Consider the following 15785-nt stretch of genomic DNA (forward strand, 5'->3'; position numbering starts at 1 on the left):
CCACTCACTCCGCTGGCTTGCTCGGTCGGTGGTTAGCGGTGGAATCGGTCGTCAGGTGGCCGATTCGCGGGGACGGCCCGACGCACCGCGAGGGCCGTCCACGCAGCTCGTCGAATCATATTGACGAACTCCTTGTACGGCCACCACCAGAGGCGACGCCCGCCTCGGCGGGGCGTCGCCACATACTCGTAGTGAAGGTACCGCCAGACGTTCTGTAAGAGGAGACTCACCACCACGTACAGCAGCCGTACCGTTGGATCTCGTGTTGTCGTTGTCGCTATCGCTTGCTCAAACAAGCGATAGCTTGACTCGATACCGAAGCGTTTCGAGTAGTGGTATCGAGCGTCCCGTGGTGAGTCGATGAACGGCGCGTCAGCGGCGTAGCCGTGACGCGCCACACCGTTCTCGTCATACTTCCCATTTAGGTACGTACAGTCGATGTAGACGGGAAAATCGACGGTCCAGCTGTGACCGTCGAGTTTCCCCGTCAGATCATGCTGAATGACGCGACTCCATCCTTCCGAGAGCTCTTGCTGAATCGCCTCACCCCACCGGATGATCGGGATCACGTACGCGTAATTGTGCGCCTGAAGCAGCGTGAGACACTTACTGTCGTAGAATCCGCGATCAAGGTAGACGGCCTTGACCCCGGCGTCAAGGCCGTCGAGGACACCGAAGAACTCAGCGAGGACACTACTTGCGGTATCGCCGTCTTTGAGACGGCGTACCGCCAGCGTGTAGCGTTTGTTCTTCACACGCGCGTAGAGTGTGGCATAGGCGTGGAACGCAGTGGTTCCACGCTTCGCTACCGAGTGATAGAGGCCGTCTGTGTCGTCTTCGTCACCGTAGTAGGGCCGCAGGTGGAGGTCTGCGCAGACCTCCACCTGTTCGGGGAGCAATTCATCGAGATCCTTTCGCAGGAGCGTGTTAGCGACTCGTTCGAGCCGTTCCGGCTCGAACTTCGTCCGAAGATGGTAGAGGACCGTGTTCCCAGCGGGTGAGTTCTGGCTCGACGCACAGAGCGTAGAGACAGAGGTCCCGTCGGCGCAAGCGCCGACGAGGACCTCATAGATGTCTTCAGCAGTGATTTCAGCGTTATTGGCTAACGAGAGCGAAACTTCCTCGTCAAGGCGGTTGACGAGAAAGTTAAGAAGCTGGTCCTCGTGGATCTCACCGTCTGCTTGTTTGGTTTTAGACACACCTTCAGCAAGCAGACGTTCTAACTAAGCGGCTTTGTGAAGTACTGATGTTCGATGAGATCAACAATGTTGACGGTACGCTCATATTGATACTGGATGAAGTCGACCACATCAAGGACGATAGTCTGCTGTATAAGCTATCCCGAGCTCACGAAGATGGAGATATAATAGACACGTTCTTTGGAGTAGTTGGCATCTCGAACGATCTTCGATATCGTGAGAACTTGAGTTCGAAGGTCCAGTCTAGTTTGTGTGAAAAAGTAGTCTCCTTCAGTGCATACGATGCAGATGAGCTGGTTGAGGTCCTATCCCAGCGCACACAAGTAGCGTTTCACGAAGATGCAGTCGGCCAGGATGTAATTTCACTGTGCGCTGCATATGGGGCGCGTAACTCCGGGGACGCTCGGAAAGCACTCGATCTACTTCTTGAGAGCGGTGATATTGCTCGGTCCAGCGACAGTGATACAGTGGAAATAGAACACGTAGAACAAGCGAAAGATCGACTAGAGACAGATCAACTTCTAGAGGGCGTCAAGAATTATTCGACTCACGGCAAGCTGACCCTTTTGGCGCTGATCACTCTGGCAGAAGACAAAAAAACGCCTTGTAGGTCGCGTTCGATCCACAAGCGGTATGTGAAAATCTGTGAGAAAGAAGTCTGTGAACCAGTCTCCAATCGTGCTGTTCGAGACTACCTTAGTGAACTAGAGGTTCTGGGGATCACGTCTTCAGAGACATTCAATGATGGCAAAGATGGTGGCAAGTACAAGAAACATCAATTAAGAAGGAGTGTTTCGGAGATCCAAGGCGCGTTGACGGAATCGCTGACTGCAGATTTGTAGTACACCCCACTATTTCCGCTGTTAGCCAGACACATTCATCGATACTGATTATACTACCCCACTATTTCCGCTGTTAGAGTATTATATCGCGAGCAGTGATCAGACTACCCCACTATTTCCGCTGTTAGCCAGACATATTCTCGAATAGCGTTACCCCATCAGTTCCGCTGTTAGAGTGTAATAACTCGTGGGTGTACCATACTCACCCCACCAGTTCCGCTGTTAGCTTGATACATTCTCGTGGGTCATACCCCCACTAGTTCCGCTGTTAGATAGACAGTGTATACGGTGTCGAGATGGCTGTCGGTTTCCCAGATCTCGATTCAACGATCATCGTCAGGTTGCAAAGTAAACGCGAGTATATCACGGTCCTTTGCTACACGACAAGAAGAACAGTGAGGCAGACCCACCCCACTAGTTCCGCTGTTAGTTCTGAACCGTGCAAGCAGCTGTCGACTATCCACCTCACCCACCCCACCAGTTCCGCTGTTAGACTAGCAAACAACTAGCGGTCGGTCGGCGTATTGCCGTGTTAATGTATATCTATTGAAGATAGATATATGTAGTTATGGTGGAAACGAGTCCGTAGGACGTTAACACCATACGACAAAGCACCCCCTGACATGGGGGTGGTGTAGTCGTATACGATTTTAACAGCGGAAACAGTGGGGTGGGGGGGTACGACTAAGACGCGTCTGCAATAGGTATAGAACAGACACACCCCTCCCGCAGAGTGGAACTGAGATATGCTGACGTACCTCTTGTCCATCGCGACCTGCCACCGGAATCTCGAAGTCGACTTACCTTCTCGACTCCAAACAGACACACCCCTCCCGCAGGGTGGAGAGTCGATCAAGTGTGTATGGGTGAGCTGATTACGATGATGCACTATATAAACAAACCAAAAATAGAGTATATAGGAAAGCAAAAACGCAAGACGCACCAGCATTACTTGCACTCATATAGAAAGGCATAACAAACACGTTACTACTAGCTAGTCTAGAACCAACTAGTTAGTTAGTTAGTACAGAAAGAGAACACAGGTACTAACAAGCTACACAGCTGGTCTACAGACGTCTTCTTCTCTAGCGACCCCCCGACCGCTTCGGCAAGTTCCACCCTGCGGGAGGGGTGTGTCTCCCCCGATCACGAGATCATTCGCCGTGCAGACCCCGGTCGACCAAACGCCGGCGTATTGAGCCAGTGAGTCCATAGACACTCTCGATGCCGACCGGCAACTAAGTTTTCCACCCTGCGTGAGGGGTCCTCTACGCCACAGTGGGACGGTCACCTCGTTCCACTCTGCGGAAGGGGTGTCTCCCCGACATATCGGATTGGCCGAATAGTTCCACCCTGCGGGAGGGGTGTCTGTTTGTAATATATCATAATACAGAATACTGTGTTCCACCCTGCGCTTGGGGTATTTGCCCAACATATCGGATAGATCAAATGGTTCCACCCTGCGGGAGGGGTGTCCCTATATGTCAGAACCTATGAAAAATTCCACCCTGCGGGAGGGGTGTCCCCAACAGACCAAGATAGCTGGTCAGTTCCACTCTGCGGGAGGGGTGTCCTCGACAGATCAGAACAATAGGTCAGTTCCACCCTGCGGGAGGGGTGTCTAAATCGACTTTCAGCGAATGAAATCACAACGCTCGAACTCCATAAACCGATAATATAGATGTTTCCACCCTGCGGGTGGTGGAAAAGGCTTAAGTCCAACGTGTTTCATGACTTGGATATGAATCAAGACGGTGACGGTGGCAGCGATAATGGCGGCCGGGATATTTTCGCTACCAATTCGGACATCTTCGAAAATCGAGATCTTCTAAAAGTTGGTTATGTTCCTGGTCTTGACCAAATTGTTGGCCGAGAAGAGCAAATACAGAGTGTAGGCCAATCGATCGGATCTGCTACTGTTGGCGACTCTCCCGACACACTACTAATCTATGGGAAGACAGGATGCGGCAAGTCTCTCGTGGCTCGTGCAGTTACTCGAGAGGCAAAGCAGAGAGCTGCAGAGAACGGCTACAACTTCGAATACTCATATATCGACTGCTCCGAGTATCGAACGGAGACTAAAGCGAGTAGGCAAATCGCTCGCGAGATCAAGAGGTCGATCGGTGACCCCGATCTTAATATCCCCCGGGCAGGGCTATCGGCTTCGGATTATCGGGATATGGTTTGGGAGATGATGTTCGATTACGACATTGACTCGTTTGTCGTGATCCTGGACGAGATCGACATGCTGAAAGATGAAAACCTGATTCGTAGCCTCTCCCGAGCCGAAGAAAGCGGTAAAACGGATGGATACGTAAGCCTGATTGGAATTAGCAACAAGCTCAATTACCGAGAACAACTCGACCCACGGACTGATTCCAGCTTCCGAGATCAAGAGATCGTATTCGATCCGTACGATGCGAATCGCCTACGAGATATTCTGTACAGCAGAGAAGAAGCCTTCGTCGACGGAGCTCTCTCGGAGAGCGTCATTCCGAAGATAGCTGCACTGGCTGGGCGAGATCATGGCGATGCTCGAAAAGCAGTAGATACGCTATATGAGGCTGGACGTTCTGCAGAAGCAAAAAATGCTGATCAGGTGAATGAGAGACACGTCGATGAAGCAATAGAGGAGGCAGAAATAAAGCGGATGCAAAAACTGGTTTCTGGTCACCCTACACATGGAAGGTACTTGCTAAGGTCACTGGCACTTCTGACAAAAAACCACGAGCAGGAGAAGAATCAATTCAAGACCTCCGAAATATATGACTTCTACAAGCAAATCTGCAAGAAGGAAGGATCTGACCCTCTCTCACTTAATCGTGCCCGAAGACATCTGAAAGAACAGGCTTTCTTGGAATTGACTGAGATAGAACACGCCTCCGAGGGTCGTGAAGGTGCTTTCTTACTTCATCGACTGATGGCTGAACCCGAAATCATGATCGAGGGCCTCGATAGAGCCAATCACTAACTATTCTTCTTGGTCTGGTGGACTGTATGCCTCGTTAGTTTCCATGTACTCGCGCCACTCTACTGCCAACTCCCTCGTTAAGTTATCATGGACGGTGGCCAGTACTTTATCGTGAGTTGATTCTGTCAGCTGGTCTGCTGAGTCGATCCCGACTTGCTCACAGACTTTCTGATGCAGGGTTCGTGAAACATTCTCGTTCAGATCGAACGGGACCAGTGACGTGGCAGTGGAATTTGCACGTTCGAACACTGCCGTTGCCAAGTTAATCGGAACGTACGACTCTCCCTGTGATAGGATCGTAGTGTCCGGGGCCATCGGGTAGTCTTGCAGCTCCTCGGCGAACAGGGACGCGTGCTCGACGACCTCCAAGGGAGTCTCCTTATGTTCAATACTTTCGCGGTTAGTGACTTTCTTGCCCCGCTCTTCGAGCATCCTAATCATCTCTGGAGGTAGGTAACTACCATCCGGGTACTGGCAGACATACCTATCCTCACCGGCCTCAAGGAATCGACAGCGAGTGATCCCGAAGGGCGTTGTGTAGTCGACCAAGAGTGTGTGTCCCTGCTCAGTTTCTTTTTCGGTCAACTCAATGCCTTCCTCGACAACCAACGTATCGCCCTCAAATCCTATTCCTTCAGTGTCGATCTCACGAATCTGCTCCTTTGCATTTGCTTGGAAATTCGCAATCATACGGCCTCCGTTCTGTTCTGATCCTGAGAGCATAACATCTACCCACAACGACTCGTATTCGCGATCGGGAAGAATGGCTCTAGCAGCAAGAAACCCAGTGAGCGTATCGAAGACGCTTATTGTATCGCGGAGCAGGAAGTGAATTAGTGGCAAATCTTCGTATTCATCCTCAAGCTGCCGAAGTCTCTCAAGAATCTCTTTCGCCTCGACGAGTCTGAACATCCACTGGGTAATCGACTCCAAATCGCGTATACTGTACCCGAACGAATAGACTGCATGTTGAACCTCGACTGGTAGTTCGTTTGGGTCCTCACCCTTGTAGCTGCACTCTTGACGATCTTGGTCGGTTACTCTGAATCTGTACCTGTTGATGGTCTCGCCGTCGACGTATTTTACACTAACTTCTGGGTCACCCTGACTCCACTCCTGGCACTTCACTTGGATGTATGTCCTTGCGTCTTCGTCAGCCATCTGCGGCACAACGTAGTTCTCTCCCCAGCCGAAATCGAATACTGGGACCGCGTACCGGTTTTCACTGGGCTTCATTGTCGGCTCCTTTTGTTTCGGTCATGCTGTTGTTACGTAATGCACCAACATATGGCTTGGTGCGAACGGACAATTCTATCCTATCCAAACATATGAACAGCAACTTTGGGAGCCTGTTCACAGGGGGTGAGTAACCAGTCTGAGGTGTCTTTGCCTTACTCTTCTTCGCTGGTCAATCCCAGTTCTTCACGCAGAAGATCATCGTCACGGAGGACCGTACGAAAGAGAGCAGTATAGAAATCCCAGTGTTTGTCGATCTCTTCCCCGTGTTCTCTTCTGTACTTGTACTCAAGCTCCTTGTATAGTGTGTGAATCTCTTCCTTCACTTCAGGAGGGACGAATACATTGATATTGTCATAGAGATCTGTAATTGCCCCTACCTCCTTGTCTGGGTTGGGATATTCACGCTCCATAACCCCGCCGACCTCTTGGACGTTATCTTGTTCTTGTGGCTCTGACGAACCATCATCATCACCACCTGGCGGTTCTGATGTTGTAGACGCTTCTTGCGTTTCTAACGTTTCTGGCGGTTCTGATGATTCCACCTCGGCAGATGTTTCTAGTACCTCCTCGTCTTCAGGGTCTCCGTCGTCACCAGAGATGCCAAACTGCTCGGCTAATTCTGCAGTTTTATCCATCTCATCACGGAGACCCCCTCCGTCTCCGTCACCGTCTCCATCTCCCATTCTAATTCACTCCTGCTTCGGCTCGAATATCTTCGGGTGTCATGTCTCTAGCAGCACTGATGTCGACTCCATACGATGGAGGGTTGGTCCCATCGAGAACCAGCTGAACCACTTCATCGTAGACTGGCAGTTGATCGTTCCGTAGGGATTCTTCGTAATTGTAGATCGAATTCTGACCCCACTTTGCACGGTCGAACGATGCTCTGTCATCGATCTTGACGAGTGGGCTGGTATTCTCCTCACACCAGGATATTACTTCTTTGTTCTCCGTTGTTAGCTTGTTCGAGATGTATGTCAGTGGGTATGCGAGGTAGTTAACCTCGAAGTCGTGCATCATACCGAGGACTTGCAGAGCTTGCCATTGATCTCGCACCGAGAAGATCGTCTCCGATTCGGGTTTCATTGGGACTACGACATTCCCACTCACAGTGATCGCATTCTTCGTGTACGCGGAGAGATCCGGTGGGCAGTCGCAGACAATATAGTGGTAATCTTTACTCAGTTGTTCAAGGGCCTTTCCTAGACGCTTTTCGGAAGCCGAAGCTGTATCTAAAGGCGTCTTGTTACCTTTGAATGTGGTGTTTGCGGGGATGAAATCGAATTCTTCGTGATCCGTCAGCACGACGTCGTCGATCTGACTCCACTTCTCAACATCCATTAGTACTTCATCGAGGGAGAGCCTATCGGCGTCCTCGAAGACCTCACGTTTGCCTACATTCGCAGTCAATGATCCCTGTGGATCGAGATCGATCAACAGAACCTCGAGATTCCGTGCGTTGAGTCCTCCTGAAATCATTAGCGAATTGAATGTTTTGCCTGTCCCCCCTTTTTGGAATGAAACTGCGATTGTTTCTGGGCTTGTTTCAACCGCGCTCGTTTCTGATGCCATGTAGGTTAGAGATGTTTCTTACGTAATAAGGCTTAGTCAGACGTTAAACGTTCTGAACATTAGAAACGTTAGAAACTGATGAAAATGGGGTGTTGGAAGCGTCAGAAACGTTAGAAACTGAGGGGTTGGGAATATTAGAAACATTCTGAACGTTGGTCGAGTGGCATCTTGATTAGTGATTGAATCACGCGCACATGGCTGTATGAAGTGCTAAAATCTATTCCATCAGTCTGGATTGATCAACCCGAAATACGTTGAGCATATTTCTACCGTTGGAAGCATTAGAAATAGTAGAGCTATTAGAAGTAATGAGAGATTCAAACACGATCTTCAGCCGTTCCATTGTGTATGTTATTGATCCTCATAACATCAGAACTATTGGAGCTGTTGAATACGTTAGAAACAATGGGAACGATAGAATCTATAGAAATCACCTAAGACAACCCTGCCCCGATCTGCTCCTTTATCATTGTAAGAACTGTTGGCTATCTCTCCAATGGCTCTACTATAGAGAACGTTAGAAATATTGGAGATATTTCGAACAATAGAGCTCACACCAATCCGAGAGGTTCAAGATCATGACTCAGTCGGTCACCGGCTATATCTATTATCGGTACTTCCCGAACGCTGCTTTGTGAACTGTGCTGAGTCACGCTCCATTGGATCAAACGCTGCGTGGTTACTCTGTGAAGAATGGAATAGGTTTCACAGATCAACAGAACCGAGCGGAGAGAACTCATGTAGCCGTCAGAGACGAGTGCTGTAGCTCAGTAGACGCTTACCTGAGGCCGCGGGCTGGCTCAGCCCGCGGCCGCTGCGTACGCTTCCGGCACACCGACGCCGTTCATTTTGATCTCCCAACTCCGCTCAAGTTCCTCCTCTAATGCGTGTCTGATCCAGTCAGAGAAGGTCTTGAACGTGAACTCTTCGGGTAGGTCGCGCCCGCCCCGCCGTGGGCGGGCGACGACCGCCCACCGAAGCACGAGCCAGAGGTTCTCCAGCAAGAACCCAACCAAGACGAACCCAAAGCGGACGATTGAATCCTGAGTCGTCGTTACCACCCGTGCTTGGCGGAATACGCGATAGCTGGTCTCAATCGCTGAGCGTTTCCGATAGAGTTGTTCGACCCGCTTCGGCGTGCGATCAGCCAGATCGCACGCCACATACCCTCTAACGACCTCTCCGCTCTTGCCACGATCTCCGGCTTGGTAGGAGACAGCGACTGCAAGTGGGAATTTCAGTTCCCGCTTGCAGTCTTTGTACATCCGATAGGTCGTCATGTACGAACAATGCGTGTCTAGCTTCTTCTTCATGCGTTTACCCTTCTTTTGGACGGGAACGACAGTCGCAGCGATGTCATGTGACCGACGTAGGATACGTTCGTTGTAGAAGCCGCGATCAGCCAACAAAAGGTCTATATCGAAGGGATAGGCCTCGACGCGGTCGAGGACACGCTCGACCGCGTCAGCCTCACTCTCATCACTCCGCACGTACGTCATAGCCAGCGTCACCGGCTTCCCGTTTGAAACGAGGTATGCTGAGCAGTAGCGGTGACACGTTGTTGTACCGTCTTTAGCAGCCATCCGACAGAGTTCGCCGCTCTCATCGGCGTACGTCCCGTGGTAGGGGTTATCGACGAAATCAATGGAGACTATCCTCGACCGGTCGGGGTCGAGGATCGTCATTGCCATCTCCTTCAGTAGGTCGTTAGCAATCCGCTCTAGCCACTCTCGGTTGAGAGTATGGAGCCAGTCCATGACAGTATCGTCACAGGGAGCGTTGTCGTTGTCTTTGCAGGTTTCCCAGACAGAAGTCTGGTTGACTGCTGCAAGGGTAACGACGGCCCAGATCTCGCCGGAATCGAGGGGCGAGCCCTCGATTCCCGGCAGCGGGAGCTGTTCAACGATATCTTCCGCTAGTTCTTTCACGTCTGTGGCTGAAAGATGCCCGTCTGGCTGAGGAATTGTGAACACATTCACTCAACCAGACATCTTCTTGATGACAGTTACGTTTCAGCTACAGCTCTCAAACCGGTTGGGAAGTACCGAATGTTCGGAGCAGTGTTCGCCGCCGAATGGAAGAGCTGTTAGATGATCTGAGGTTGCTACAACACCGACAGCCCGATTTGTTTGAAGACGCCGTACTGATGTTAGACGGTGTTGAGTGGGCCGATTCCGAGACAGTCTACAGTAATGACGAGACTGCTGATTCCATCGCCCCGATAGCCGATGGGGAACCACTCGATCCTCGCACCGATATCGAAGAACATGGGCAATCGGGTGGTTGTTCGTGGAGTTATACTGGTGCAGGTTCCCAACAGTTAGCCCTCGCGATCCTTGCACACGCGACTGATCCTGGTGTAGCCCGACGTCGGGCACAGGGATTCGCCGCTGTGTATATACAATCGTTAGACGACGGATGGAAATTGACAGCTGAGGAAGTCCAGAAATGGGTTCGGATTGTGGAAAACGAAGATAGGGATCTCAACCTGGAAAAATTGGATATGTCCCCTTACGAGCGAAAGCTCAATCAGGTACACGACATCTTCGAAAGCGAGATCGAGGCGTCTGATCTCACAGAAGACGAAAGAGAAAGGCTGGAATCGGCAGTTAGTGAGTTTGTTGAGTCACGCTTCCCCGAGGAACCTCTTGGCAGTCAAGACACATCCGATAGCACTGAATAATTGACATCCTCCCCGCGCTAAAACGCGAGGATTCCTCCATTTAGTTAATGCTTCTCGCTCGTTGGCTGCTGATCTCCGTTCGTCGACTGCCGAACAGCTCCTCCCACTCTATGAGAACCGTTCGGCGATCGCTGTTTTCCGGTCGCTTGACGCCGTTTCCCAATCGTTGGTTGACTATTTCCGTTCGTCGACTGTCGAACGGTCTTTCCCATCCTATGAGACCCGTTCGATGATCGTCGCTTCCCGGTCACCGGTCGACGTTCCCTGGTCACCGGTCGACTCTTCCCGAACGCCAACTGCCAATCTCCGGTTGCCGACTGCCGAGTTACATTCCCTCGGCGTTCTGGAGGGCCCATATAGGACTTTTCTCCCGATGAGAGGGTTTGAGCCACTTTTCAGGGGCTAATGGTACGTTCAATTTGCCCTTCAGTAGAGGGCAGAATAACCGAAGCAGACAATATATCAGCATATAGTTTACAGCCAGTCTAAAACGTCGAAATCAGCAATAACAGAGTCAGACGTTGCCGAATACAGCTTCCAATTCTTCGCCAAAAACCTCTCTCCGGTACTTGCGACGTTCTGATTCGGAGATGTAATTCGAGACAATAATCTCTGCACTCGAGGACCCCTGATCAGCAGCGACCTCCTCCAACTCCTCAGCCAGTTCGGTCACCGCATTCTTATACATCGTGTACCAGAGTCTCCTTCCCATCTTAGCCGTCGGTGTCTCACCGTCAACAGTCACATCAACGGCTGTAGCGAGTCTCTTGAACCGATTATTGATCGTCTCCCCGGTTCGATGCCCACTCGACGATTGACTCGAGGGGAACAGGTAACCGTTCCATCCAGGACCTTCGAGATCTGCAATGCGGTCTTGAACAGCGTCGACACCGAACATCAGGTTGACGGTGCCCGGTCCATTCTTGCGCTCCTCGAACTCAATGTAGTCGTCGCTGTAACTACCGTCATCATTCTCAGTATCGAAGACGAACTGGGAGACGTGCAGCGAAGCCACCTCATCAGGCCGTAGACCCCACGCACCAAGGCCCAGTACCAGCAGCTGGTCAGCGGGGTTATCTGCTTCGTGGAAGATTCGACGCATTCCCTCCCTGTCGACTGTCGGGTTGTCGGGCTTGCTCCTTTCCCAATCATATTGGTTGGCTACGGGGTTGATGGGGTTGTATCGAGCTCTCCTGAAGTTAGCAAGGTACTCATAGAACTGCCGAATCTCACTGTAGTACTTGAGTTTTGTCTCGTCATTGGCTAACTCTTGGTTGAATACATCGAAGACAGCGAGACAGCGGTCGATCTCTTCTGGGCGATCGTACTCATCGTCGAGGTGTCTTTCGAGATCGGAATGACCGTGCAGCGATTCATAGATGCGTGCAAACTGGGCGAGTCGAGATCGACGGCTGCGGATGGTTCTCTCAGCAAGATTCCCCCTGCTTCTGCGGCCTTCGAGGTACTTCTCGAACACGCTGATCATGCTTTCAGAGCTGATCCCCCAGTCGTATGCGTCACCCTCGTCTTCGCCCACTCCGACAACGTCGGTGTAAAACTCAGTGAGGGTGAGTTCGTGGTTCTTCCGGAGCGTATCGGCAAGCCCTGAAAAGCCGTTGTCGAGCAGCCATTCGTATGGTGGAGATTCTTTCCTGGGTTCGAGACCGTCAGCAACCATCTTCGGGGCGATGGTATCGTTATAAAACGCCACCAATTCGTCGAGTGACTTGCGGTTCCAACTATACCGATATCCGCTCATAGAAGGCCTCTCGCTGTGATCAAGGGTAATTCTAAGACACTCATATTCTGTACAGAGAGACTATCGTACTATAATATAACACTTTTCCCTAATCGCTTGTCTCTCTGGGACAAGCGAACTATGGCAATATCGAGATATAACGGCGCTATACGCATAAACCATAATTCGCTATATCAAAGTCGGGAAGCTGAAGACAGCAATAAGTCGGAGGATGGATTTTGACAAACCATCAGGCTCGTAAGGTGTTCCTCACAGGCTATTGCGCTCGAATTCAAGAAAACGCCTTCTCAGACGAATTCATACCAGAATGAACACCATTCAATCTCCGCCAAATAGCGACTCTCCCGCATCTGTCATCGTGTAGTCGTCCCAGTCCTCGTGGTTCGCCGTTGTAGTCTCCAAATCAGCGGATGGTAACTCTCCCTCGAAGTCGTGGAGTCAGGCCACCACCTCTTCGGCATCGATGGTGATACGCGTCTCGTCCGTGTCGATGCTGGTGTTGAGTCCATCAGCGTGGACTTCTTTCGGACAAATGGTTCAGAAAAGTACTACTAAGGGGAGCTATATGGTCGTAATATTCTGGGACTATGAGTGAAGCAGACATCCACTTCGACTTCTTCGCGTACCTCAAGGCCGCCATCAGCGAACGGCCAGACAGAGGCTCGGTCACCTACGGTGACGTACGAGCCGAGTACACCGACGGGTTGTCGGGTCGGGCTGACATCGTGGTCTTTGACGACGACGGCGCCCCTGTGTTCATCGTTGAGGCGAAGCGACCTGATGGTGACGGCTCTCGCGAGACCGACCCGTATTCCGCCGATGTTATCCGACAGGCATTCGGCTACGCCGGAGACCTCGGTGCGCCTTTCTTCTGCACGTACAACGAGAAACGGCTCGTGGTGTTCGACGCCTTTGAGAAGGGTGTCCCGCTCTTAGAACGGTCGCAGAAGTCGTACATTATCTCTGACCCAGAAGAGTTCGCGGACACGCTTCTTGACGAGGTGGCAGACCTCATGGAGGGCGACAAGAACTGGGACGCGGTGGATGACGTGTTCATCGAGCGAGTCAACACTCTCCATGAGTATATGTCGCCCCGAGTTGAAACCGAACTCGAAAACCACCTCAACGAAGACGAGGATTTCCAGTCAGATTTTGAGCAGTGGACTGCCGCACAGGGCATCGAGTACGACCGCGACGACGAGGACGAACGGGAAGAGGTTCAACGTGAATTCGCACAGCAGGCCGCGTACCTGATAATCAACAAGGTAATCTTCTACAAGATTCTGGAGTCTTCACCGACGTATTCAAAAGACATCGACCCGTTAGTTCCGCGTCCGTCGCACGTGCAGGAAGACCTCGAAGAGTACTTTTCGCATCTGGTGGATGAGGTGGACTTCGAAGCCATCTACGAACACGACAACATCTACAGCGAGATACCGCTTGACGCCGTGGAGGGGAAGCTCCGCGCCTTCATCCTCGAACTGGACGACTACGACCTCAGCCAGTTCAACAGCGACGTGATTGGCCGCATCTACGAAGGAGTCATCCCCGCCGACCGCCGCCGTGCGATGGGGGAGTACTACACGCCGCCAGCCATCTGCGACCTCATCACGCGGTTGACGGTCCAGTCCTCAGACGACACGGTGCTTGACCCGGCGTGTGGAAGTGGGGGCTTCCTCGTGAGTGCATACCATCGATTACACGACAAACTTCCTGAACCCGCTGGAGGTCACGAACACATCCTCAGCCACCTCTCCGGCGTGGAGATTAACCGCTTTCCCGCGCACCTGACCGCCATTAATCTCGCCATTCAAGACCTCTCGGCCTACACTGAGTGGGTTGACGTAGAAATTAAGGATTTCTTCGACGTGAAGAAGTACCAGAAGCTCGGCGGGCGAGAGATGGCAGGGGCGGGAGGCACAGAAACTGAAGAGGGACTCGGAGACCAACGCGGCGGCTACGACGCCGTTGTTGGGAACCCGCCGTACATTCGACAGGAGAACATCGACGACAAGGACAAGGTTCGAAACCACCTCTCCAGCGACGAAATCGACGCTGAAGATATGTCCAGCTACTCAGACATCTACGCGTACTTCATCACCCACGGAACCGAGTTCCTTGCGGACGGCGTCGACTTCGGGTTCATAACAAGTGACCGCTGGCTTGACACCCAATATGGCGAGGACGTTCAACAGTTCCTGCTCGATAACTACGAAATACGAGCGATAATCAAGTTCGACCGACAGGTGTTCGATGACGCGTTGGTGGATTCAAGCGTCGTCATCCTTCGTCGGCAGAGCGACAAGAGCGAGCGCGATTCGAACGTCGCCAAATTTCTCCGACTGAAGCAGGAACTCAGCATCGATGACATCGCGGCCATCGTTGAGGAGGAAGCCGAGCCGAACAAGCTCGTCACGAACGATGATTATCGGCTGGTCACGCGCAAACAGGCGGCGCTTCACCACGAGAAGAAGTGGAACGTCTTCTTCTTCGCACCCCCGCTATACTTCGACCTCGACGCCCATCCTGCCGTCGTTGAACTGGGCGACATCGCAGGCGTCAGTCGCGGTATCACGACTGGGGCGAACCCGTTCTTCTTCGGTCACACCGACGAGTTTGACGAACTTGGGTTGGAACCCTACTCGACCCATGCGTTGAAGGCGACTGGGTAGGTGGATAGAATCCGGGTAACCAACGAGGACGCCAGCGAATGGAGCATCATCGACTCGCACCCCTACGTAGAGGAGGCGACTGGCGACGATGCGGACTTCGGCACTACAGACGAACAACAGGTAAAGGAGTGGCTGGCTGAAAACGACCATCGAGCCCTCCTCGAATACATCGAATCAGGGGAGGAACAAGGGTATCATGACCGCCCCACGACCCGAACACGGGACATCTGGTTCGACCTTGGCAACCTCTCGCGACCCAAGATTCTCTCCACCATGTTCACGTGGACGACACATCGTGTCTTTTGGAACGATGCCGATGCCCCGACGGGAGACCGATTCTACTACGTGGCCCCACACGGCGACGTTGACCAGAAGCTTCTCGGCGGTCTGCTTAACTCCCGCGTCGTGTGGCTCTCTAACGAGTTGAAGGGACGACGTGCTGGCGGGCAGGGGATGACTCGCCTGCAGACAAAGGTGTACGAGACGGAACTGTGGACGGTGCCGAACCCCCGCGAATTTGAGGACGAAAAAAAGGAGGCAATCAAGTCGGCGTTCGATGACCTGATGGACGCCGAACTCTCCCACGAAGAACCGACCCGCGAGGATACCGAAGCCGAGCGGGACGAACTTGACAAAGCCGTGTTGGAGACGCTGGAGATGGGAGACAGGTTAGATGAACTCAAGGAGTCAATTGACCTGATGCTACAGATGCGAGAAGAGGGAGCCGGAGAACTCACGTCCGTCCTCGTCGGGCGAGAGGCGAGACAGGAGGCAGACTCCGATGTTGTGGACCTCCCCGGAGTCGCAGAAGCTCGGGAAAACACCACGCTGGGCGACTTCTAACAGCC

Annotated in this window: 11 protein-coding genes; 5 read left to right on the forward strand and 6 right to left on the reverse strand. The window is 52.2% G+C overall.

All coding sequences use genetic code 11. The features are described from left to right. Positions 1–32 precede the first annotated feature (32 nt). Positions 33–1199: an ISH3-like element ISHla1 family transposase gene (locus tag HLAC_RS16980; RefSeq protein WP_009486633.1), complete on the reverse strand. Its 1167-nt coding sequence runs from the start codon at positions 1197–1199 to the stop codon at positions 33–35. 47 nt (positions 1200–1246) lie between these two features. Here HLAC_RS16980 and HLAC_RS16985 point away from each other — a divergent pair, with 47 nt between their 5' ends. Further along, positions 1247–2041, forward strand: coding sequence for a Cdc6/Cdc18 family protein (locus tag HLAC_RS16985; protein ID WP_049933966.1), 795 nt, complete (start codon positions 1247–1249; stop codon positions 2039–2041). Positions 2042–3782: 1741 nt separating this feature from the next. Then, on the forward strand, positions 3783–5012 hold the full coding sequence (locus tag HLAC_RS16990) for a Cdc6/Cdc18 family protein (RefSeq protein ID WP_049933968.1): 1230 nt from the start codon (positions 3783–3785) through the stop codon (positions 5010–5012). On the opposite strand, the gene HLAC_RS16995 is transcribed toward HLAC_RS16990, so the two are convergent. The 4 genes from HLAC_RS16995 to HLAC_RS17010 all read right to left on the reverse strand — a co-directional run bounded on the left by HLAC_RS16995 (position 5013) and on the right by HLAC_RS17010 (position 9796). After that, positions 5013–6248, reverse strand: coding sequence for a hypothetical protein (locus tag HLAC_RS16995; protein WP_012660221.1), 1236 nt, complete (start codon positions 6246–6248; stop codon positions 5013–5015). Between the two features lie 155 nt (positions 6249–6403). Further along, positions 6404–6934, reverse strand: a complete 531-nt coding sequence (locus tag HLAC_RS18455; RefSeq protein WP_012660222.1) for a hypothetical protein — start codon at positions 6932–6934, stop codon at positions 6404–6406. 1 nt (position 6935) lies between these two features. After that, positions 6936–7823, reverse strand: coding sequence for a ParA family protein (locus HLAC_RS17005; protein WP_012660223.1), 888 nt, complete (start codon positions 7821–7823; stop codon positions 6936–6938). A gap of 800 nt (positions 7824–8623) precedes the next feature. Continuing rightward, on the reverse strand, positions 8624–9796 hold the full coding sequence (locus HLAC_RS17010) for an ISH3-like element ISHla9 family transposase (protein ID WP_012660224.1): 1173 nt from the start codon (positions 9794–9796) through the stop codon (positions 8624–8626). A 101-nt stretch (positions 9797–9897) separates the two neighbouring features. Here HLAC_RS17010 and HLAC_RS17015 point away from each other — a divergent pair, with 101 nt between their 5' ends. Beyond that, positions 9898–10506, forward strand: a complete 609-nt coding sequence (locus tag HLAC_RS17015) for a DUF6166 domain-containing protein (protein ID WP_012660225.1) — start codon at positions 9898–9900, stop codon at positions 10504–10506. A 514-nt stretch (positions 10507–11020) separates the two neighbouring features. On the opposite strand, the gene HLAC_RS17020 is transcribed toward HLAC_RS17015, so the two are convergent. Continuing rightward, positions 11021–12265, reverse strand: coding sequence for an integrase (locus HLAC_RS17020; RefSeq protein WP_012660226.1), 1245 nt, complete (start codon positions 12263–12265; stop codon positions 11021–11023). A 587-nt stretch (positions 12266–12852) separates the two neighbouring features. On the opposite strand from HLAC_RS17020, the gene HLAC_RS17025 reads away from it, so the two are divergent. Together HLAC_RS17025 and HLAC_RS19745 are read left to right on the forward strand one after the other, a co-directional pair. After that, positions 12853–14937 carry an N-6 DNA methylase gene (locus tag HLAC_RS17025; RefSeq protein WP_012660227.1) on the forward strand — a complete coding sequence of 695 codons (2085 nt, stop codon included), beginning with the start codon at positions 12853–12855 and terminating at the stop codon, positions 14935–14937. Further along, positions 14938–15780, forward strand: a complete 843-nt coding sequence (locus tag HLAC_RS19745; RefSeq protein ID WP_012660228.1) for a hypothetical protein — start codon at positions 14938–14940, stop codon at positions 15778–15780. It begins immediately after the preceding gene. Positions 15781–15785: the final 5 nt, after the last annotated feature.

Origin of the sequence: Halorubrum lacusprofundi ATCC 49239 (assembly GCF_000022205.1) — an archaeon.
GTDB classification, from domain to species: Archaea; Halobacteriota; Halobacteria; order Halobacteriales; family Haloferacaceae; genus Halorubrum; species Halorubrum lacusprofundi.

Coding starts and splice junctions, on each gene's coding strand:
- HLAC_RS16985 (WP_049933966.1), top strand. CDS start 1,247: ATGTTCGATGAGATCAACAATGTTGACGGTACGCTCATATTGATACTG.
- HLAC_RS16990 (WP_049933968.1), top strand. CDS start 3,783: ATGAATCAAGACGGTGACGGTGGCAGCGATAATGGCGGCCGGGATATT.
- HLAC_RS16995 (WP_012660221.1), bottom strand. CDS start 6,248: ATGAAGCCCAGTGAAAACCGGTACGCGGTCCCAGTATTCGATTTCGGC.
- HLAC_RS18455 (WP_012660222.1), bottom strand. CDS start 6,934: ATGGGAGATGGAGACGGTGACGGAGACGGAGGGGGTCTCCGTGATGAG.
- HLAC_RS17005 (WP_012660223.1), bottom strand. CDS start 7,823: ATGGCATCAGAAACGAGCGCGGTTGAAACAAGCCCAGAAACAATCGCA.
- HLAC_RS17015 (WP_012660225.1), top strand. CDS start 9,898: ATGGAAGAGCTGTTAGATGATCTGAGGTTGCTACAACACCGACAGCCC.
- HLAC_RS17020 (WP_012660226.1), bottom strand. CDS start 12,265: ATGAGCGGATATCGGTATAGTTGGAACCGCAAGTCACTCGACGAATTG.
- HLAC_RS17025 (WP_012660227.1), top strand. CDS start 12,853: ATGAGTGAAGCAGACATCCACTTCGACTTCTTCGCGTACCTCAAGGCC.